A 20,439-nucleotide genomic window follows, 5' to 3' on the forward strand; every position below is an offset into this window, starting at 1 on the left:
TAATGGAAATAAGAAAAGAGAAGCGGAGGAGTTAGTAGTGCGTGTATTAGTTAGTGGTGGGGGTACTGGTGGTCATATTTATCCAGCTCTTGCTTTAATTAGAGAAATAAAAAAGTTAAATCCAGAAGCAAGATTTTTATATATTGGTACGGAAAATGGACTAGAGAGTACAATCGTTCCAAAAGCAGGTATACCATTTCAGTCTATTGTTATAAGTGGATTTAAACGAAAAATATCATTAGATAATGTGAAAACAGTAATGCGTTTTCTAAAAGGTGTACAGGATAGTAAACGATATATTCGTCGTTTTAATCCGGATATCGTAATTGGAACGGGTGGATATGTATGTGGACCAGTTGTATACGCTGCAGCCAAATTAGGTATTCCAACTATTGTACATGAACAAAATAGTGTACCAGGTGTAACGAACAAATTTTTAAGTCGTTATGTTGATAAAGTTGCTGTTTGTTTTGAAGCAGCTACAGAGCATTTTCCAGAGTCAAAAGTGGTAATGACAGGTAATCCGCGAGCATCAGAGGTAATGGATCAAAATGGAATGAAAGGGAAACGTTCAGTTGGGCTTTCTCTTCCTAAAAAGTCTGTACTTATATTTGGTGGAAGTCGTGGAGCTAGACCGATTAACGATGCCTTCGTTGAAGCAATTGAACAGTTTGGGAACAAAAGCTACGAAATACTATATGTAACAGGTGAAGTGCATTATGACAAAGTGATGGAAGCCGTGAAGCAAAAAGGGAACCCGAACAATGTTATTATTAAGCCGTTCATTCATAATATGCCAGAGGTACTAACTGGTGTAGACCTTGTTGTTTCAAGGGCTGGGGCAACAACACTTGCAGAATTAACAGCGTTAGGAAAACCAAGTGTGTTAATACCGAGTCCGTACGTAACAAATAATCATCAGGAAAAGAATGCACGTTCAGTTGTTGATAAAGGAGCGGCAAAAATGTTACTTGAAAAAGATTTAACAGCTGAAACGCTTATTCGTGATATTGATGAGATTTTATTGGATGCACAAACATTACAAAATATGAAGCTAGCTGCTAAGCAACTAGGTATTCCAGATGCAGCAAATAAGCTGTATGAAGTAATGAATAAGCTTGTAAAAAAATAAAGTGAGGCTTTAATCGGTGGGGAGTGATTCTTTCTCGTTGATTATTACCTTTCACTAATCGGATGTTTACTGGCATCCCGATTCTCGCCTAACTTCTTTGTTACCGCCGAATTTTGATTTAGGAGCTGTACTGCCCGTAAATAGAGGGATAACGTTAGGTGAACGCCCTGCATATTATTGTCATAAGGAGACTTAATATGGGGGAGATTGTCTATGGAACAATTAGTAAATGAGCTTATAGAAGCAGACGTTGGTCGTGTTTTAGTTAACGAGTTGTTAGCACGTTATACAACTATGAAAATAGGTGGACCAGCGGATATTTTAATTGTGCCAAAGCATGTAGCCGGTATTGAAAAAACATTACAGTTAGTAAAGCAATACAAAACGAAGTGGACTGTAATTGGGCGCGGTTCAAACCTTCTTGTATCTGATCAAGGCATAGAAGGTGTTGTTATTCGTTTAGGAGAAGGATTAGATCACTTAGAGGTCGAAAAACATAAGGTAAGAGTTGGTAGTGGATATCCTCTTATTAAATTGTCAACTTTACTTAGTCGTCAAGGGTTAGCTGGATTGGAGTTTGCAAGCGGTATTCCAGGAAGTGTCGGTGGTGCAGTATATATGAATGCAGGTGCACATAAATCGGATATATCGAGTGTATTATCGAAGGCTCTCATTCTGTTTGAAGACGGTACAATTGACTGGTTAATGAATAAAGAACTGGAGTTTTCTTATCGGGCATCTGTATTGCAAACGAAACGTCCTGGTATTGTTTTAGAGGCGGAGTTTCAATTAGAGGCGGGAAAACGTGAAGAAATTGTACGTAGCATGCAAAATAATAAAGATTACCGCCGTGAAACGCAACCATGGAATCACCCGTGTGCAGGAAGTGTATTTCGGAATCCAATCCCACATTTTGCAGGAGATTTAGTAGAAAAAGCAGGGCTTCGTGGTTATAGGATTGGTGGAGCTCAAATTTCTGAAATGCATGGCAATTTTATTGTTAATACCGGGGGAGCTTCAGCGCAAGATGTATTGTCCTTAATTGAATTAATAAAACATACAATTAAGGATAAATTTGATGTAGATATGCATACAGAAGTAGAAATCATTGGAAGATAACGGTTATTCGTTCCGCTCATTATCATTTATGTTATAATAAGAAGATAAGAACGGCATGAGGAACATGCCGTTCTTTATGTTACATAGGGGGATCGTACATGAATAATAGTAAAGTGATTAAACTACAAGATCGTGTACCAAAATTGAAAAATCAAAAGAAAAAAAACAAAAAAAATGTTAATCATCGATTGATTTTATACATATCAATTTTATTTTTATTAGTGCTCTTTTTAATTTATTTTCGGTCTCCGCTTAGTAATATAAAAAAGATTAGTGTGTTTGGAAATCACTATATGACGGATGAGCAAGTAATGAAGGATTCAGGCGTGACATATGATACAAGTTATTTCCGAGTGACAGCACATAAAGCTGAAGAAAACTTAACGAAGCGAAAAGAAATTAAAGCAGTAAATGTAAAAAAACGTTTTCCAAACAAGATTGATATTCATATCGAAGAATATTTAACGATTGGTTATATAAATAAAGAGGGAAAATTACAACCGTTATTAGAAAATGGAAAAACGCTTGATGTACTACCTAATGGAAAACTTCCTGTTGCAGCACCGATTTTCGAACCTTTTAAAGAAGAGAAAATGAAGGAGTTAATCGCTGAACTAGAAAAATTAACACCAGCTATTTTAAAATCTATTTCGGAGATTCGCTATTCACCAACGAATGCGAATGAAGATCATCTTACTTTATATATGAATGAAGGTTATGAAGTGAGCACTACGATTCAAAATTTTGCAAAACGTATGGAAGCCTATCCGCTTATTTTAAAAACAATTGAGCCAGGTAAGAAGGTATTAATTGACTTAGAAGTAGGTGCATATACGAAAGAATTAGGTGCGGAAGAAAAAAAAGAATAGAATGGTAGTTTTCGTTGATTATAGCAGAAAAAACAAAACGAATGTTCTATTATATGTATACGAATTTAGAAGAATGGTTCATTTGATGAAAAATATGTAAAAATTCTTAGATTCATACTAGTATTGGTACAAGTTTCACTTTTCTATGAGTACATCTTAGTGTAGACTTATACTTGGCGGTAAACTTTACACTCGAAATAGAATTATTTCAAGATAAGCAGTTATTCATAGTTTACTGCGATATTCTTAATTGAATGCTAAATAAAAATAAGAAAAATATAGGGTTAAAAAAGGGAAACGTATAAAGACGTTGAATATTTTTCTTATAAATAGTAAAGTTGCGATTGTTGTTCCATATATTGAGTTGTATGGTATAAATAAAGAAGGAGGTGCCAAAGAATGAACAGCAATGAAATATATGTTAGTCTTGACATCGGTACATCCAATGTTAAAGTCATCATTGGTGAAATGGTTAATGACAGCTTAAACATTATTGGTGTTGGAAATGTAAAATCAAATGGTTTAAAGAAGGGATCGATAGTTGATATAGACGAGACTGTTCGATCAATTAAAAAAGCAATTGAACAAGCTGAGCGCATGGTGGGAATCCACATTGAGCAAGTTGTAGTAGGTGTCAATGCAAACCAGGTACAGCTACTTCCTTGTCACGGAGTAGTCGCTGTTTCAAATGAAGATCGTGAAATCGGGAATGAAGATGTCTTACGCGTTCTAGATGCAGCACAAGTTGTGTCAATTGCTCCAGAACGTGAGTTTATTGATGTGGTACCTCGACAGTTCATCGTAGACGGTCTTGACGAGATTAACGATCCACGCGGGATGATCGGTGTAAGATTAGAAATGGAAGGTACACTTATTACAGGCTCGAGAACTTTACTACATAACCTACTTCGTTGTGTAGAAAAAGCAGGTCTTGAAATTGTTGATATTTGTCTTCAACCTTTAGCGGCTGCAACAGTTGCTATATCTTCAGATGAAAAAAATAGAGGAGTAGCCCTTGTTGATATGGGGGGAGGATCTACAACTTTATCTATTTTTAAAGATGGAGAGTTACAAGCGACGAGCGTATTACCATTAGGTGGAGACCATATAACGAAGGATATTGCGATTGGGTTGAAAACTTCAACAGAAAATGCAGATCAAATTAAGTTGAAATATGGACATGCTTTTTATGATACAGCATCTGAAGAAGAGATGTTTACGGTTCCTATTATGGGAAGTGATCAAACAGAACAATATTCTCAGTTGGAATTATCGGATATAATAGAGGCTCGTGTAGAGGAAATTTTAATGTTTGTTCAAGATGAAGTGCGTAAGTTAGGAGTAAAGCAAGTGGCTTCTGGTTATGTACTAACTGGTGGAATTGCTTCTATGCCAGGTGTTCTTGACCTTGCATATGATATTTTACATGAAAATGTTCGTGTAGCAACTCCTGATTATATTGGTGTGCGTGAGCCCCAATATACAAGTGGAGTTGGATTAATTAAACATTCTTATCAAAAAGCTAAATTACGTGGGAAAAATGTGCAGGAAAAGCAAGAGCATTTTGAACCAGTACCAGCACCAGCACCAACGCCGGTACAACAGCAACCTGCAAAACAAAAAACTCGTAATCAAAACAATAATAATCAAAATGATGACCGCATGATGTCAAAAGTAAAACGTGTATTCCGTTATTTATGGGATTAAAATTGGACACGAAAAATGAGGTTCTAGGGGGATTTCGACATGTTAGAGTTTGATACTACTCAAGATCAATTAGCGAATATAAAAGTTATCGGTGTCGGCGGTGGCGGAAACAATGCTGTAAACCGTATGATTGAACACGGTGTACAAGGTGTAGACTTTATCGCTGTGAACACTGATGCACAAGCATTAAATCTATCAAAAGCTGAAACGAAAATGCAGATTGGTGGAAAATTAACGCGTGGACTTGGTGCAGGCGCAAACCCTGAAGTAGGGAAAAAAGCTGCAGAAGAAAGTAAAGAACAGATCCAAGAAGCACTTCGTGGTGCGGATATGGTCTTCGTAACTGCCGGTATGGGCGGTGGAACTGGAACTGGTGCAGCTCCAGTTGTTGCTCAAGTTGCAAAAGAATTAGGTGCTTTAACAGTTGGTGTTGTAACACGTCCATTTACTTTTGAAGGACGTAAGCGTGCGACGCAAGCAGCATCTGGTATTGCAGCATTTAAAGAAAATGTAGATACTCTTATTGTAATTCCAAACGATCGCTTATTAGAGATTGTTGATAAAAATACGCCAATGTTAGAAGCATTCCGTGAAGCTGATAACGTATTACGTCAAGGTGTTCAAGGTATTTCGGATTTAATTGCAACGCCAGGTTTAATTAACTTAGACTTTGCAGACGTAAAGACAATTATGTCTAATAGAGGTTCTGCTTTAATGGGTATTGGTTCTGGTAACGGGGAAAATCGTGCTGCAGAAGCTGCGAAAAAAGCGATTTCTAGTCCATTACTAGAAACATCTATTGATGGAGCTCAAGGTGTTATCATGAACATTACGGGTGGCGCTAACTTAAGCTTATATGAAGTACAAGAAGCGGCAGATATCGTAGCTTCAGCTTCAGATCCAGAAGTAAATATGATCTTCGGTTCTGTTATTAACGAAGGATTAAAAGATGATATCGTTGTAACTGTAATTGCAACTGGTTTTGATGATAGCATTGCAACTCAACCACCAAAACCAATTATTCGTCCGAATGCGAACCACACGCAACAACAGCAACAACCAGTAGCTCAACCTTCAAAACAACGTGAAGTAAAACGTGAAATGAAGCGTGAAGAGCCAGTTGTACATGAGCGTCATTCAGATTCAGATGATATCGATATTCCAGCATTTTTACGTAACCGTCGTAGACGATAAAAAAAGGAGCTTTCATGCTCCTTTTTTGTTTTTTAAATGGAAAAGACCTGCTAAGCAGGTCTTTTTTTATTTCGTATATTTCAATATATTTTGTTGGTGAAAATAAGAGTATATCATTCTATGAATTTGTACTTTTATTTTTTACCGACAGATTATGTCTAGAAATCACAAAATAACAAAAAAACACCTCCGCAAATTGACACACTTTCCTATTGGATATGCATTATACTAGTCTCAACTTGAAAAAAGAGGTGAATTGTTTGGTTGTTTACGCCGACGTTGTTTGGTTGTTAAACGCCTGCATTGATTTTCTTTTGCTTTTATTAACAGCTACCGTGTTAAAAAAGAAGATCAAAAGATGGAGGCTTGTGTTAGGGGCATTTATAGGTTCAACTATTGTTATTTTTGCCTTTACTCCTTTTGCTTCTATGATGACACATCCAATTATGAAACTACTGTACTCGTTACTTATTGTGTATACAGCATTTGGGTTTACAACATTTAGAAATTATGCACAAACTGTTTTTACTTTTTACTTTGTAACCTTTATGGTTGGCGGAGGATTAATTGGAACTCATTTCTTTTTGCAAACGAATGAAATGGTAAATGGATTGGTTCAATCTCAGTCAATTTCTTACGGCGATCCAATTAGTTGGTTATTTGTTATTTTTGGTTTTCCGGTAATTTATTATTTTTCTAAAAAGCGTATTGAAAGCGTAGAGGTCACGAAAATACACTATGACCAAATTGTGAAAGTAAAAATTCAATTAGCGGAAGAAGAACTAGAACTGGCAGGTCTTATTGACAGTGGGAACCAACTTTACGACCCATTAACAAAAACACCCGTTATGATTATGCATGTTTCATCATTAGAACATTGCTTACCATCTTGGTTAACAGAACAAATTTATTCCAAAACAGAAATTCCTCAAATACCAGAAAATGATTCTGGTTGGGCGACAAAATTACGTTTAATTCCTTTCCGTGCAGTAGGAGTAGAAAGTCAATTTTTGTGGGCAATTAAGCCTGACAGTGTGCAAGTTGATCATGAAGGTAGTTCTATTGTTGTAAACAAAGTATTAATTGGATTAAATACACAACAACTGTCTACTAATGGGGAGTATCAATGTATTGTGCATCCCAAAATGTTGATTTCACAAAAAATGGTGATCGCTTAATAATGAGAGGCGGGATAATATGATGAAATTAAAATTTTATTTAGTATACCTTTGGTATAAAGTATTGCTGAAATTAGGAATTAAGACCGATGAAATTTATTATATTGGTGGAAGTGAAGCGTTGCCACCACCGTTAACGAAAGAAGAAGAGGAAGTTCTTTTGAATAAATTGCCAAAAGGAGATCAGGCAGCAAGGTCATTACTTATTGAACGCAACTTAAGGCTCGTTGTATATATAGCAAGAAAGTTTGAAAATACAGGGATAAATATTGAAGATTTAATTAGTATAGGAACAATCGGCCTTATTAAAGCGGTAAATACATTTAATCCAGAAAAGAAAATAAAATTAGCAACATATGCATCGCGTTGTATAGAAAATGAAATTTTAATGCATTTACGTCGGAATAACAAAAATCGTTCGGAAGTTTCTTTTGATGAACCGCTAAACATTGATTGGGATGGGAATGAACTATTGTTGTCTGACGTGTTAGGTACAGATGATGATATTATTACAAAAGATTTAGAAGCTACTGTAGATCGTCACCTTTTAATGAAAGCATTACACCAATTAAATGATCGTGAAAAACAAATTATGGAACTTCGGTTTGGGCTTGCTGGAGGAGAGGAAAAGACGCAAAAAGATGTGGCGGATATGCTTGGGATTTCACAGTCATACATTTCGCGTTTAGAAAAAAGAATTATAAAAAGATTACGAAAAGAATTTAATAAAATGGTGTGAAGAATAAGACCAGCCGTTATGTAGGCTGGTCTTATTCTATTTAGTTGTATTAGGAAAGATAATTTAAATGAAAAATCGTGAAAAAACCATATGCATAAAATCCCCTTCAAAGGAAATACTTTACACTGTACAGCAACTCCCGATAGGAGGGAACACTTTGACGAGAAACAAAGTAGAAATTTGCGGTGTTGATACAGCTAAACTTCCAGTATTAAAAAATGAAGAGATGCGTAAATTATTTCGTGAAATGCAAAGTGGAGAGATAAGCGCAAGAGAAAAATTAGTGAATGGAAACTTACGTCTTGTACTGAGCGTCATCCAAAGATTTAATAACAGAGGAGAATATGTTGACGATTTATTCCAAGTTGGTTGCATCGGACTTATGAAATCAATTGATAATTTTGATTTAGGCCAAAATGTAAAATTTTCAACGTATGCTGTGCCGATGATTATTGGGGAAATACGCAGATATTTGCGTGATAATAATCCGATTCGCGTATCGCGCTCATTGCGAGATATTGCGTATAAAGCTTTGCAAGTAAGAGAGAAGTTAATTGCAGAAAATTCAAAAGAACCAACAGCAATGGATATTGCAAAAGTGCTAGAAGTAACTCATGAAGAGATAGTATTTGCTTTAGATGCAATTCAAGATCCAGTTTCATTATTTGAACCGATTTATAATGATGGAGGAGATCCTATCTTTGTTATGGATCAGTTAAGTGATGAAAAACAAAAGGACGAGCAGTGGGTTGAAGAACTAGCATTGAAAGAAGGAATGAAGCGTTTAAATGATCGAGAGAAAATGATTATTAGAAAACGTTTCTTCCAAGGAAAGACACAGATGGAAGTTGCAGAAGAAATTGGGATTTCCCAAGCTCAAGTATCACGTTTAGAGAAGTCAGCCATTAAACAAATGAATAAAACGATTCAAGGATAAGGTCTCACCAATTATGGTGAGACCTTTTTATATGTAATATAGTTTGTGCTCATAGTAGGGGATTAGTGTTCATATAATGAAACTAGCATGGTGTTTCGTATAGGTGGCTTCCTGTAAATATGAGAAACAGCTTCCAATTCGTCATATAAGGGAGAGGGTAAAAATGGTGATACGAATTTCAGAGTTACAGATGAAGGATGTTATAAATATTTCAGATGGAAAAAGGATTGGGAATATTGGAGATATTGAAATTGATATGAACACAGGGCAAGTTTGTTCTGTTATTATTTCCAAACAGACACGTATGCTAGGTATTTTTGGAAAAGATGTTGAGATTGTAATTCCTTGGAAGGAAATTGTGAAAATTGGGGAGGATGTCATACTTGTAAGAGTAGATCCTGTTAATACTGTAACAGAATCAATACAAACACCGACAATTTCATAAAGAATATTACAAATTCCTCTTTTTTTTCTGTTAGGATTATGAAAAAATAAAAGTATGGTAAAATAGACAGGAAGTACCATGCTTTTTTCTGTTATTTTAATTAAAAGGAGCCGCTTTATTATGAGAGAACCATTTAAATATGTGGACGGTATACTGTATTTACAAGCGTGGAAAGAACTTGGAAACATTACTGCTGGATTTACGACAAAAGATGGTGGGATAAGTACGGGCTCCTTTCATGCGATGAATTTAGGATTACATGTGAATGATATCGTGGAGAACGTTCATGAAAACAGACGCATTTTAGCAAATAAGTTACAAAAACCATTAGAAAACTGGATTTGCTCTGAACAAGTTCATGATCATCATGTTGAAAAAGTAGGGCAACAGGAAAAAGGAAGTGGCGTTTATTCATATGAGGACGGCATTTCAAAAACAGATGGCATTTATACGAGTAATGAAGATGTTTTGTTAACGTCTTGTTACGCGGATTGTGTTCCGCTCTATTTTTATGCACCATCACATGGTATGATAGGACTTGCGCATGCTGGATGGAAAGGCACTGTACAAGAGATTGCAAAGGAAATGATTCAAAAGTGGAATGCAGAAGGTATTTCAAGTGATGAAATTCATGTTGCAATTGGACCGTCGATTGGATCTTGTTGTTATGTTGTGGATGATCGAGTATTAACAGCAGCACAGAAAGTAATTAACGGTGCTGTTCCTCATCAAAAAAATTCTGACGGGCAGTACGCAATTAATTTAAAAGAAATTAATCGTATATTATGTGTACAAGCAGGCATAAAAGAAGAGCATATTGTAATGTCATCTCTTTGTACAAGCTGTGAAGAGCAACTATTTTTCTCTCATCGTCGTGATCAAGGTAAGACAGGAAGAATGTTGAGTTTCATAGGTTTTAAGGAGGAAGGAAGCAAGTGACAGTACAAGAAAATTTAGTAATTGTAAACGAAGCTATTAAAGAATCTTGCGTTCGAGCTGGACGTTCGTTGCAAGATATTAAACTTGTTGCAGTGACAAAAACTGTAGGGATTGAAAAAACAAACGAAGTAATTGAAACTGGAATTATCGATTTAGGTGAAAATAGAAATGAAGGTTTCTTACAGAAATATGAGCATTTCGGTTCAAAAGTTAATTGGCACTTTATTGGCTCATTACAAACGAGAAAAGTAAAAGAAATCATTAATGAAATTGATTATTTACATTCGTTAGATCGTCTTTCCCTGGCGAAAGAAATTCAGAAACGTGCTGATAAGAAAGTGAAATGCTTTATTCAAGTGAAAACCTCATCTGAAGAATCGAAGCAAGGATTAGCAATAGAAGAGGTTGTTTCTTTTATTCAAAGTTTGCAAGAATTCGATAAAATTGAAGTGGTTGGACTAATGACGATGGCTCCATTTACAGAAGAAGAGGAAGAAATCAGACGCTGTTTTAAGGAATTACGTATGTTGCAAACAAAGGTGCAGGAGCTAGAGTTATTACATGCGCCATGTAAAGAATTATCAATGGGAATGTCCAACGATTACACGATTGCAATTGAAGAAGGGGCTACATATATTCGTTTGGGAACGATTTTAGTAGGAAAAGCGTAAAAGGAAGGAGAATCTTATTATGAGTTGGTCAAAAGTAAAATACTTCTTTTTTGATACACCGGAAGAAAAAGAAGCAGCTCAATATGGTTATGAAAAGGAGCAAACAGACATGAAAAAGCAGCAAGATCCACCAGAACAACAAGATGTTACGTTTCCAAAAGCGCAACCGAAGCAAAATGTTGTGAGTATTGAAACAGCAAAACAATCTTCAAAAGTTGTTTTATTAGAACCACGCACATATTCGGAAGCACAAGGGATTGCGGACCACTTAAAAGGTAGACGAGCTGTTGTAATTAATTTGCAGAGAATGTCTACTGATCAAGCGGTACGTATCGTTGACTTTTTAAGTGGTACTGTATACGCTATAGGCGGGGACATTCAAAAAATAGGACCGAAAACATTTATGTGTACACCTGAAAATGTTGATATTGTTGGTGCAATTTCAGAGTTATTCGGTGAAGAAGAAGAAACAAATATAAAGAGGTGGTAATACGCCATGACAACAGTTTTAATGGTGTTAAGTTCTGCTATCGAGATTTACTCGTGGGCACTGATTATTTACATTCTCCTATCATGGTTTCCTGGTGCAAAGGAATCATCTTTTGGAGAGTTCTTGGCGCGAATTTGTGAACCGTATTTAGAACCATTCCGCAGATTTATTCCGCCGCTTGGTATGATTGATATTTCTCCACTCGTTGCGATTTTTGCGTTAAAACTTGCTAAAAGTGGTTTGTTCAGTTTGTTCAGCTATTTCTTATAGTAAGAGGTTAAATACATGAGCATTTACGAACATTTTAGGCCTGATGAAGAGGTCTTTGTAGATAAAGTGCTGGAGTGGAAGCAAACAGCGGAGTACCATCAAGTGAAATTAACAGATTTCCTTGATCCAAGACAGCAACAAATTGTTTCTATGGTAATTGGACAAGGAGATGTCGCTGTGCAATTTGGTGGTGCAACGCCTAATGCAGAGCGTAAAAGAGCACTCATTTATCCAGACTATCTAGAATTAAATGAAGAAGAATTTCAAGTAGAAGTATTAGAAATTGACTATCCTTCCAAGTTTTATACGCTAGAACATAGGCAAATATTAGGTACATTTATGTCTCTTGGTTTAACGAGAGAAAAATGTGGTGATATTTTGCTGCAAGAAAATCGTGCCCAAATTGTAGTTGCGAAAGAAATCGTATCGTACATTGAGATGAACTTACAAGCAATAGGAAAAGTAAAAGTCTCCTTATCAGCAGTGCAAGGAGAACAAATTCTACAAATACATGAAACGTGGGGGGAGAAATCTGGAACGGTTTCTTCACTTCGTTTAGATGTTATGTTAGCTGAAATGTTACATTTATCTAGACAGAAAGTACAACCTTTCATAAAAAATGGTTTAGTAAAAGTCAATTGGAAAACAGTGGAGCAAACTTCTTATGAATGTTATCCAGGAGACGTTTTTTCTGTTAGAGGATATGGCCGAAGTAAATTATTTTCTGTAGAAGGTAGAACAAAACGCGACAAATGGAGAATTTTGTATGGTATACTAAAATGATTGGTTTTTTAGAAGGAAATCCTCCTATTTTGTCGAAGAAAAGATATAATTGAAAGAGGAAATTTAGATAACTACTTGGAGGTGGCGTTGTGCCGTTAACACCATTAGATATTCATAACAAAGAATTTGGTCGCGGATTCCGTGGCTATGATGAAGATCAAGTAAATGAGTTTCTTGATCAAATTATCAAAGATTATGAATTGGTCATTCGTGAGAAAAAAGCTTTAGAAGAAAAAGTTGCGCAGTTAGAAGGGAAGTTAGATCATTTCTCTAATATTGAAGATACGTTAAACAAATCTATCGTTGTTGCGCAAGAAGCAGCGGAAGAAGTAAAACGTAATGCGCAAAAAGAAGCGAAATTAATTGTGCGTGAAGCTGAAAAGAATGCTGATCGTATTATTAACGAAGCATTAGTAAAATCAAGAAAAGTTGCTTTTGATATTGAAGAGCTAAAGAAACAAGCGAAAGTATTCCGAACTCGTTTCCGTATGTTATTAGAAACACAGCTTGAAATGTTAAACAACGATGATTGGGATAAACTAATTGAGTTAGAAGACGAAGTAGATGAACTGTTGAAAAAAGAAGAAACAGTGTAAGCTTGACGTTTTTCTCATTATTACATATAATTTTAAACAACATATTTATTAAGAAAAACGAAGATAGGGATAAGTACCTTTTCAAACCTTATATAGCGAACTGAGGATGGTGTAAGCTCAGGATAAGGAGATAGTGGGAATATCACCCTGGAGTTCCGCGCTGAACAAATAGAGTAAGCGTAGGCGTGTATTCGCGTTAAGAATATAAAGAGGATTCTATACATATGTATATGATCTACTAGGGTGGTACCGCGGGAGACTTTCTCGTCCCTTTTTGGGATGAGAAAGTCTCTTTTTTATTCCGTTTTTTAAGTATTTCTTTTATACATGTAAGGAGGAATTGAGCATGGAGTACAAAAATACATTACTGATGCCGAAAACAGAGTTCCCAATGCGTGGGAACTTACCAAAACGTGAGCCTGCAATGCAAGAAAAATGGGCTGAAATGAATATTTACGAAAAAGTACAAGAACATACAAAAGGTCGTCCTTTATTTGTATTGCATGATGGACCTCCATATGCGAATGGTGACATTCATATGGGACATGCATTAAATAAAGTATTAAAAGACTTTATTGTTCGTTATAAATCAATGACTGGTTTTAGTGCGCCATATGTTCCAGGATGGGATACGCACGGTTTACCAATTGAACAAGCTTTAACAAATAAAGGCGTAAAACGTAAAGAAATGACAGTTGCTGAGTTCCGTAAGTTATGTGCAGAGTATGCATATGAACAAGTAGAACGTCAACGTGAACAATTTAAGCGTTTAGGTGTACGTGCAGATTGGGATAATCCATATATTACTTTAGAGCCAGCTTATGAAGCACAACAAATTAAAGTGTTTGGTGACATGGCGAAAAAAGGTTATATCTATAAAGGTCAAAAACCAGTTTACTGGTCTCCAACGAGTGAATCTGCTTTAGCAGAAGCTGAAATTGAATATCAAGATAAAAAATCAGCATCTATTTACGTAGCATTCCCTGTAAAAGATGGAAAGAATGTATTAGAAGGTGATGAAAAGTACATCATTTGGACAACAACACCTTGGACATTACCTGCAAACTTAGGTATTTCTGTTCACCCAGAGCTTGAATATAGTATTGTAAAAGTAAATGATGAGAAATATATCATTGCTTCTGAGCTGTTTGAGACAGTTGCAAAAACGTTAGAGTGGGAAAATGCTGAAGTTGTGAAAACAGTAAAAGGTAGCGAACTTGAGTACACAGTTGCAAAACATCCATTCTACGATCGTGATTCATTAGTTATGCTAGGAGATCACGTAACAACAGATGCAGGTACAGGTTGTGTTCATACAGCACCAGGACACGGGGAAGATGACTTCGTTGTTGGTAAAAAGTATGGATTAGAAGTACTTTGCCCAGTCGATGATAAAGGTGTATTAACAAATGAAGCACCTGGATTTGAAGGCTTATTCTATGATAAAGCTAACAAGCCAATTACAGAAAAATTAGAAGAAGTAGGCGCGTTACTGAAACTAACATTCATTACACATTCATACCCACATGATTGGAGAACGAAAAAACCAATTATTTTCCGTGCGACAGCACAGTGGTTTGCATCTATTGAAGCATTCCGTAAAGAATTAATAGAAGCTGTAGCGGAAACGAAATGGGTACCAGCATGGGGAGAAACTCGTCTTCATAATATGGTTCGTGACCGTGGTGACTGGTGTATTTCTCGTCAGCGTGCATGGGGTGTGCCAATTCCGGTATTCTATGCTGAGAATGGTGATCCAATTATTACGGATGAAACAATTAACCATGTAGCAGATTTATTCCGTGAACACGGTTCTAACGTATGGTTCGAGCGTGAAGCGAAAGATCTATTACCAGAAGGATTTACACATCCGGGTAGCCCAAATGGCGAATTCCGTAAAGAAACAGACATCATGGATGTATGGTTCGATTCAGGTTCTTCTCACCAAGCGGTATTAGAAGAGCGCGAAGATTTACAGCGTCCAGCTGATTTATATTTAGAAGGATCTGACCAGTATCGTGGTTGGTTTAACTCTTCATTATCAACAGCAGTTGCTGTAACAGGTAAAGCTCCATATAAAGGCGTATTAAGTCACGGTTTCGTATTAGATGGTGAAGGACGTAAAATGAGTAAGTCGATTGGAAACATCGTCGTACCGAAGAAAATTATGGATCAATTAGGCGGAGACATTTTACGCTTATGGGTATCTTCTGTTGACTATCAATCTGACGTACGTATTTCAGATGATATTTTAAAACAAGTAGCAGAAGTGTATCGTAAAATCCGTAACACATTCCGTTTCTTATTAGGAAACTTAGACGACTTTAAGCCAAGTGAAAATGCAGTAGCTGTAGCTGAACTTCGTGAAGTAGATCGTTACATGTTAGTGAAATTAAATGACTTAATTACAAAAGTTAAAGAAGCATATGAGACATACGACTTCGCTGCTGTGTATCATGCAATTCATAACTTCTGTACAATTGATTTAAGTTCATTCTACTTAGACTTTGCAAAAGACATTTTATACATTGAAGGTGCAAATCACGAAGATCGTCGTGCAATTCAAACTGTATTATATGATGTTCTTGTTGCGTTAACAAAACTTGTAACACCAATCTTACCGCATACAGCTGATGAAGTATGGCCATATATTCCAGGCGTAACAGAAGAAAGTGTACAATTAACTGATATGCCAGAAGCTGTACAATTAGATGACGCGGAAGCGTTAAAAACAAAATGGGATGCATTTATGACATTACGTGATGACGTGTTAAAAGCACTAGAAGTAGCTCGTAATGAAAAAGTAATCGGTAAGTCATTAAATGCAAGCATTACGCTATATCCAACTGCAGAAATGAAAGCTATGTTAGAGTCTATTAGCGAAGACTTAAAGCAATTATTCATCGTTTCTGAGTATAAACTTGGTGGTATGATGGATGAAGCGCCAGCAGATGCACCGAAGTATGAACATACAGCGGTTGTTGTTGCTCAAGCAACTGGTGAAACATGTGAACGTTGTTGGGTAGTTTCAGAAACAATTGGTAAAGATGCTGAACATGAAACATTATGTGAGCGTTGTGCAACAGTTGTTAAAGAAAACTATGTAAAATAATAAAAAACTGACTGCTATTCATGCAGTCAGTTTTTTTGTTGATGGCATATCAAAAAAACTTTTCAGACTCTTTCCTGTGAAGGAAAAATGTGTGTGAGGTAAGCAAATAAATTTCGGACACACTAACTGTACATTACAGCTAGGAGGAATGTACACGTGAATGAAATTTACATGGAAATAAAAGAAGAATTGCAATTGATGAGAAAAGAGTTGCAAGAGAGACTAGCTAAAGAAGTAATGCACAAATATGATGTCGAGTTCAGCCAAGAGCTTGGATATGAAATTAAGGAAGAGATAAAGAAAAAATTGCTATTACATGATATAAAAGAGGATTTAAAGGATGTAGAACGCGCATTATTTAAAATGGAAATAGACATGTACGGTATTTGTGAAGAGACGGGGAGATTAATTTCGACAAAGCAAATGAAGACAATGCCGACTGCTCGTACGATTCATGAATTCTTCTATGAAAAGGTAAATGTATGAATACGCACAACGATATTATATTACCTTTTTTTAATTTATTTTATTCTTCTATAAAGGTTCATTGTGAAAAGGTAGCAGCTATGCTAAAATTTTGAGGTACACTGTCTTTGTGGGGGAAATGAAAATGATATATTATGTAATAGCGTTATTCGTCATTGCTATCGATCAAATATCGAAGTGGTTAATTGTAAAGAACATGGAATTGGGTACGAGTATTCCGATTATCGACAATGTATTATACATAACATCACATCGAAATAGAGGCGCTGCTTGGGGTATTTTAGAAAATAAAATGTGGTTCTTCTACATTATTACAGTTGTTTTTGTAGTGTTTATCGTATTTTATATGAAAAAGTATGCGAAAACAGACAAGCTTCTAGGTATTTCGTTAGGTCTAATTTTGGGCGGGGCAATTGGTAACTTTATTGATCGTGTATTTAGACAAGAAGTAGTGGATTTCATTCACGTGTATATTTTCTCGTACAACTATCCAGTATTCAATATAGCTGATTCAGCATTATGTATTGGTGTTGTATTAATTATTATTCAAACATTATTAGAAGGCAAGAAAGCGAAGGAGTAATTGAATGAGTGAAGTAGTACAAGTAACAGTTGCAGCAGAGCAAAAAAACGAGCGAATTGATAAATTCGTTACAGGGATAAATAACGAATGGTCACGTTCACAAGTACAGCAATGGATTAAAGATGATGTTGTGACAGTGAACGGGAAAGCAGTAAAAGTGAATTATAAAGTAAAAGAAGAAGATGAAATTACAGTAACGATTCCTGAGCCAGAAGCGCTAGATATTCAACCAGAGGATTTAAATTTAGAAATTTATTATGAAGATGCAGATGTGCTTGTTGTAAATAAGCCACGTGGCATGGTTGTACATCCAGCACCAGGGCATACAAGTGGTACACTTGTAAACGGCCTTATGCACCATTGTACAGACTTATCAGGCATTAACGGTGTAATGCGTCCAGGTATCGTGCATCGTATTGATAAAGATACATCTGGACTATTAATGGTTGCTAAAAATGATATGGCACATGAATCGCTTGTAAATCAGCTTGTAGCCAAAACAGTAACGAGACGTTACAAAGCGATTGTACACGGTGTGATTCCGCATGATAAGGGAACTATCGATGCACCAATTGGTCGTGATAAGAAAGAGCGTCAAAGTATGACAGTTGATGAAAATGGTAAGAACGCTGTTACGCACTTCCAAGTGTTAGAACGTTTTAAAGACTTTACACTTGTAGAATGTCGCTTAGAAACGGGACGTACGCACCAAATTCGTGTTCATATGAAATATATTGGCTATCCACTTGCAGGAGATCCGAAGTATGGTCCGAAGAAAACATTAGATATGAATGGACAAGCACTTCATGCGGGTATTTTAGGCTTTGATCATCCTCGTACTGGTGAATATATTCAGTTTGAGGCACCGATTCCAGAAGTGTTTGAAGACGCATTAAATATTTTACGAAAATAGTATTGACAAATCATAAGAAAACTGAGATACTGACAACAGTTAAATAATGATCCTTTAACACAGCCCCGTGAGGTTGAGAAGGTAACGGTTTGAAATACTTAGGGTATGTTGTATCCTTTTTTCAAAAGTCCTCTCGCACACGCTGAGAGGACTTTTTTTATACCATTACTCTCACGCAAGAAAAAAAGCTTGGAGGTGTAGAGCATGCAAGAGAAAGCTGTCGTTTTAGATGACCAAATGATTCGCCGCGCTTTAACACGAATTAGTCATGAAATCGTGGAACGAAATAAAGGTGTCGATAATTGTGTTCTTGTCGGAATTAAAACTCGTGGAATTTTTATTGCACAACGTTTGGCAGAACGAATTGGTCAAATTGAAGGAAAAGAAATGGAAGTTGGAGAGTTAGACATTACGTTATATCGTGATGATTTAACACTACAATCCAAAAATAAAGAACCACTTGTAAAAGGTTCTGATATCCCTGTAGATATTACGAAGAAAAAAGTTATCCTCGTTGATGACGTATTATATACAGGAAGAACAGTTCGAGCAGCAATGGATGCTCTTATGGATTTAGGTAGACCATCTCAAATTCAATTGGCGGTTCTTGTTGATAGAGGTCATCGTGAATTACCAATTCGCGCTGATTATGTAGGAAAGAACATTCCAACATCAAGTGAAGAGCGTATCGAAGTTGATTTGCAAGAGACAGATCAACAAGATCGAGTAAGCATATACGATAAGTAAAGCCCTTTTAAATGTAGTCCTGTGAGGCTGCCAAAGGGTCTTGGCTTTCATATGTCAAATTTGGCATACGAAAGTATAGGACTCTTTGTGCACAGGCACAAAGAGTTTTTTTATTGCAAAGATTTAAACTGAAGGAGGATGTAACAATGGAACAAAAGCCAGTGTTAGACGTTAATGAAGTACCGAAACCGGGAAAATGGTTATTTTTAAGTATACAACATTTGTTCGCGATGTTTGGATCAACAGTGCTTGTTCCGTTTTTAACAGGATTGAATCCATCAGTAGCATTAATATCAAGTGGATTAGGAACGCTAGCGTTTCTTCTTATAACGAAAGGTCAAGTACCAACATATTTAGGATCATCATTCGCCTTTATCGCACCGATTATAACAGCGAAAACGGCAGGTGGGCCGGGAGCAGCAATGCTTGGTGGTTTGCTAGCAGGGCTTGTGTACATCTTAATCTCACTCGGAATTAAGAAATCAGGATCAGAGTGGATTATGAAACTACTACCACCAATCGTAGTTGGTCCAGTAGTAATGGTAATCGGTCTAGCTTTAGCACATACAGCAGTTAACATGGCGATGAACGGTGCGGATGGCAAATACAGCTTTACACATTTTTCAGTAGCATTAGTAACATTAGCAATTACAATCATTTGCTCGATATTCGGAAGAGGATTTTTCAGTATCATACCAGTGTTACTTGGCATTATCGGCGGATATATCTTCGCTTACTTCCAAGGGCTAGTAGACTTAAAGCCGGTAGCTGAGGCAAAATGGTTTGTTGTACCAGATTTCACAGTACCATTTGTAACATACACACCAGAGTTTTCATGGAAGATTGTACTCTTGATGGTACCAGTTGCACTAGTAACAATATCAGAACATATCGGACATCAAATTGTACTTGGAAATGTTATTAAAAGAGATTTAATTGAAAAACCAGGTTTACACCGTTCGATCTTCGGTGACGGAGTAGCAACATTAATTGCATCACTAATCGGTGGGCCACCGAATACAACGTATGGTGAAAACATCGGTGTGCTAGCAATTACGAGAGCATACAGTGTATACTTATTCATCGGTTCAGCAGTATTCGCAATCATGTTCGGATTTATCGGTAAGATTTCTGCACTGATTCATTCGATCCCAACACCAGTTATGGGCGGGGTATCAATCTTACTATTCGGTGTAATCGCATCAAGCGGATTACGCATGATGGTAGATGATAAAACAGATTTAAGTGACAAACGAAACTTAATGATTGCATCAGTAATACTAGTAATCGGTATTGGTGGAGCGGTACTTCACGTAGGGGATTCATTCCAAGTCGAAGGAATGGCGCTTGCAGCAATTGTAGGTGTACTGTTAAATCTACTACTACCAGAATCAAAACAAGAAAAACATACAAAACAATCTAAGCAGATTGCTTCATAAAAATAACCTTTTAATTCAGTCCTGTGAGACGGAAAAGGGTGGCTTCTTCCTTGCACCCTAGTCTTACATGACTAGGGTATTTTTATGCAA

General features: G+C 36.4%; 21 protein-coding genes and 1 other annotated feature. All 21 genes read left to right on the forward strand.

Annotated elements, in window-relative coordinates; genetic code table 11:
- Positions 1-37 precede the first annotated feature (37 nt).
- The 21 genes from murG (at position 38) to uraA (ending at position 20,349) form a co-directional block, all read left to right on the forward strand.
- Positions 38-1,132, forward strand: coding sequence for an undecaprenyldiphospho-muramoylpentapeptide beta-N-acetylglucosaminyltransferase (gene murG, locus ACQRBL_RS18315; RefSeq protein WP_024927913.1), 1,095 nt, complete (start codon positions 38-40; stop codon positions 1,130-1,132).
- Positions 1,133-1,345: 213 nt separating this feature from the next.
- Complete coding sequence (murB, locus tag ACQRBL_RS18320) at positions 1,346-2,251, forward strand: UDP-N-acetylmuramate dehydrogenase (protein WP_223617731.1); 906 nt, start codon at positions 1,346-1,348, stop codon at positions 2,249-2,251.
- 98 nt (positions 2,252-2,349) lie between these two features.
- Positions 2,350-3,120 (forward strand): cell division protein DivIB, encoded by a 771-nt coding sequence (divIB, locus tag ACQRBL_RS18325; RefSeq protein WP_001065789.1) that lies wholly within the window; start codon positions 2,350-2,352, stop codon positions 3,118-3,120.
- A 399-nt stretch (positions 3,121-3,519) separates the two neighbouring features.
- Positions 3,520-4,827 carry a cell division protein FtsA gene (gene ftsA / locus ACQRBL_RS18330; RefSeq protein WP_001087557.1) on the forward strand — a complete coding sequence of 436 codons (1,308 nt, stop codon included), beginning with the start codon at positions 3,520-3,522 and terminating at the stop codon, positions 4,825-4,827.
- 39 nt (positions 4,828-4,866) lie between these two features.
- On the forward strand, positions 4,867-6,021 hold the full coding sequence (ftsZ, locus tag ACQRBL_RS18335) for a cell division protein FtsZ (RefSeq protein WP_000888984.1): 1,155 nt from the start codon (positions 4,867-4,869) through the stop codon (positions 6,019-6,021).
- A 260-nt stretch (positions 6,022-6,281) separates the two neighbouring features.
- Positions 6,282-7,199, forward strand: a complete 918-nt coding sequence (gene spoIIGA / locus ACQRBL_RS18340; protein WP_000261975.1) for a sigma-E processing peptidase SpoIIGA — start codon at positions 6,282-6,284, stop codon at positions 7,197-7,199.
- A 19-nt stretch (positions 7,200-7,218) separates the two neighbouring features.
- Positions 7,219-7,938, forward strand: coding sequence for an RNA polymerase sporulation sigma factor SigE (sigE, locus tag ACQRBL_RS18345; protein WP_000976948.1), 720 nt, complete (start codon positions 7,219-7,221; stop codon positions 7,936-7,938).
- A gap of 157 nt (positions 7,939-8,095) precedes the next feature.
- Entirely contained in the window at positions 8,096-8,875 is a 780-nt protein-coding gene (sigG, locus tag ACQRBL_RS18350; protein WP_000197755.1) for an RNA polymerase sporulation sigma factor SigG, read from the forward strand.
- A 163-nt stretch (positions 8,876-9,038) separates the two neighbouring features.
- Positions 9,039-9,320 (forward strand): YlmC/YmxH family sporulation protein, encoded by a 282-nt coding sequence (locus tag ACQRBL_RS18355; RefSeq protein ID WP_000236749.1) that lies wholly within the window; start codon positions 9,039-9,041, stop codon positions 9,318-9,320.
- 120 nt (positions 9,321-9,440) lie between these two features.
- Positions 9,441-10,259, forward strand: coding sequence for a peptidoglycan editing factor PgeF (gene pgeF, locus ACQRBL_RS18360; protein WP_411995990.1), 819 nt, complete (start codon positions 9,441-9,443; stop codon positions 10,257-10,259).
- Entirely contained in the window at positions 10,256-10,930 is a 675-nt protein-coding gene (locus tag ACQRBL_RS18365; RefSeq protein WP_000218011.1) for a YggS family pyridoxal phosphate-dependent enzyme, read from the forward strand. Before pgeF ends, ACQRBL_RS18365 begins: the two co-directional genes overlap by 4 nt.
- A gap of 19 nt (positions 10,931-10,949) precedes the next feature.
- Complete coding sequence (locus ACQRBL_RS18370; protein WP_000119129.1) at positions 10,950-11,420, forward strand: cell division protein SepF; 471 nt, start codon at positions 10,950-10,952, stop codon at positions 11,418-11,420.
- Positions 11,421-11,426: 6 nt separating this feature from the next.
- Positions 11,427-11,690, forward strand: a complete 264-nt coding sequence (locus ACQRBL_RS18375) for a YggT family protein (protein WP_000214324.1) — start codon at positions 11,427-11,429, stop codon at positions 11,688-11,690.
- A gap of 15 nt (positions 11,691-11,705) precedes the next feature.
- A complete protein-coding gene (locus tag ACQRBL_RS18380; RefSeq protein ID WP_023522859.1) occupies positions 11,706-12,473 on the forward strand; it encodes an RNA-binding protein in 768 nt (255 codons plus the stop codon).
- Positions 12,474-12,562: 89 nt separating this feature from the next.
- On the forward strand, positions 12,563-13,069 hold the full coding sequence (gene divIVA / locus ACQRBL_RS18385) for a septum site-determining protein DivIVA (RefSeq protein ID WP_001131611.1): 507 nt from the start codon (positions 12,563-12,565) through the stop codon (positions 13,067-13,069).
- A 51-nt stretch (positions 13,070-13,120) separates the two neighbouring features.
- Positions 13,121-13,344: a binding site (T-box leader), on the forward strand.
- Between the two features lie 71 nt (positions 13,345-13,415).
- A complete protein-coding gene (gene ileS2, locus ACQRBL_RS18390; protein WP_000455951.1) occupies positions 13,416-16,181 on the forward strand; it encodes an isoleucine--tRNA ligase in 2,766 nt (921 codons plus the stop codon).
- A gap of 156 nt (positions 16,182-16,337) precedes the next feature.
- Positions 16,338-16,667 carry a molecular chaperone DnaK gene (locus ACQRBL_RS18395; RefSeq protein WP_001002956.1) on the forward strand — a complete coding sequence of 110 codons (330 nt, stop codon included), beginning with the start codon at positions 16,338-16,340 and terminating at the stop codon, positions 16,665-16,667.
- A 124-nt stretch (positions 16,668-16,791) separates the two neighbouring features.
- On the forward strand, positions 16,792-17,250 hold the full coding sequence (lspA, locus tag ACQRBL_RS18400; RefSeq protein WP_000642180.1) for a lipoprotein signal peptidase LspA: 459 nt from the start codon (positions 16,792-16,794) through the stop codon (positions 17,248-17,250).
- A gap of 4 nt (positions 17,251-17,254) precedes the next feature.
- A complete protein-coding gene (locus ACQRBL_RS18405) occupies positions 17,255-18,163 on the forward strand; it encodes an RluA family pseudouridine synthase (RefSeq protein WP_000005832.1) in 909 nt (302 codons plus the stop codon).
- Between the two features lie 204 nt (positions 18,164-18,367).
- On the forward strand, positions 18,368-18,910 hold the full coding sequence (gene pyrR / locus ACQRBL_RS18410; protein ID WP_001156491.1) for a bifunctional pyrimidine operon transcriptional regulator/uracil phosphoribosyltransferase: 543 nt from the start codon (positions 18,368-18,370) through the stop codon (positions 18,908-18,910).
- A gap of 146 nt (positions 18,911-19,056) precedes the next feature.
- Entirely contained in the window at positions 19,057-20,349 is a 1,293-nt protein-coding gene (uraA, locus tag ACQRBL_RS18415) for a uracil permease (protein ID WP_411995991.1), read from the forward strand.
- Positions 20,350-20,439 lie beyond the last annotated feature (90 nt).

Source organism: Bacillus sp. AF62 (genome assembly GCF_050312695.1).
Lineage (GTDB): Bacteria > Bacillota > Bacilli > Bacillales > Bacillaceae_G > Bacillus_A > Bacillus_A cereus.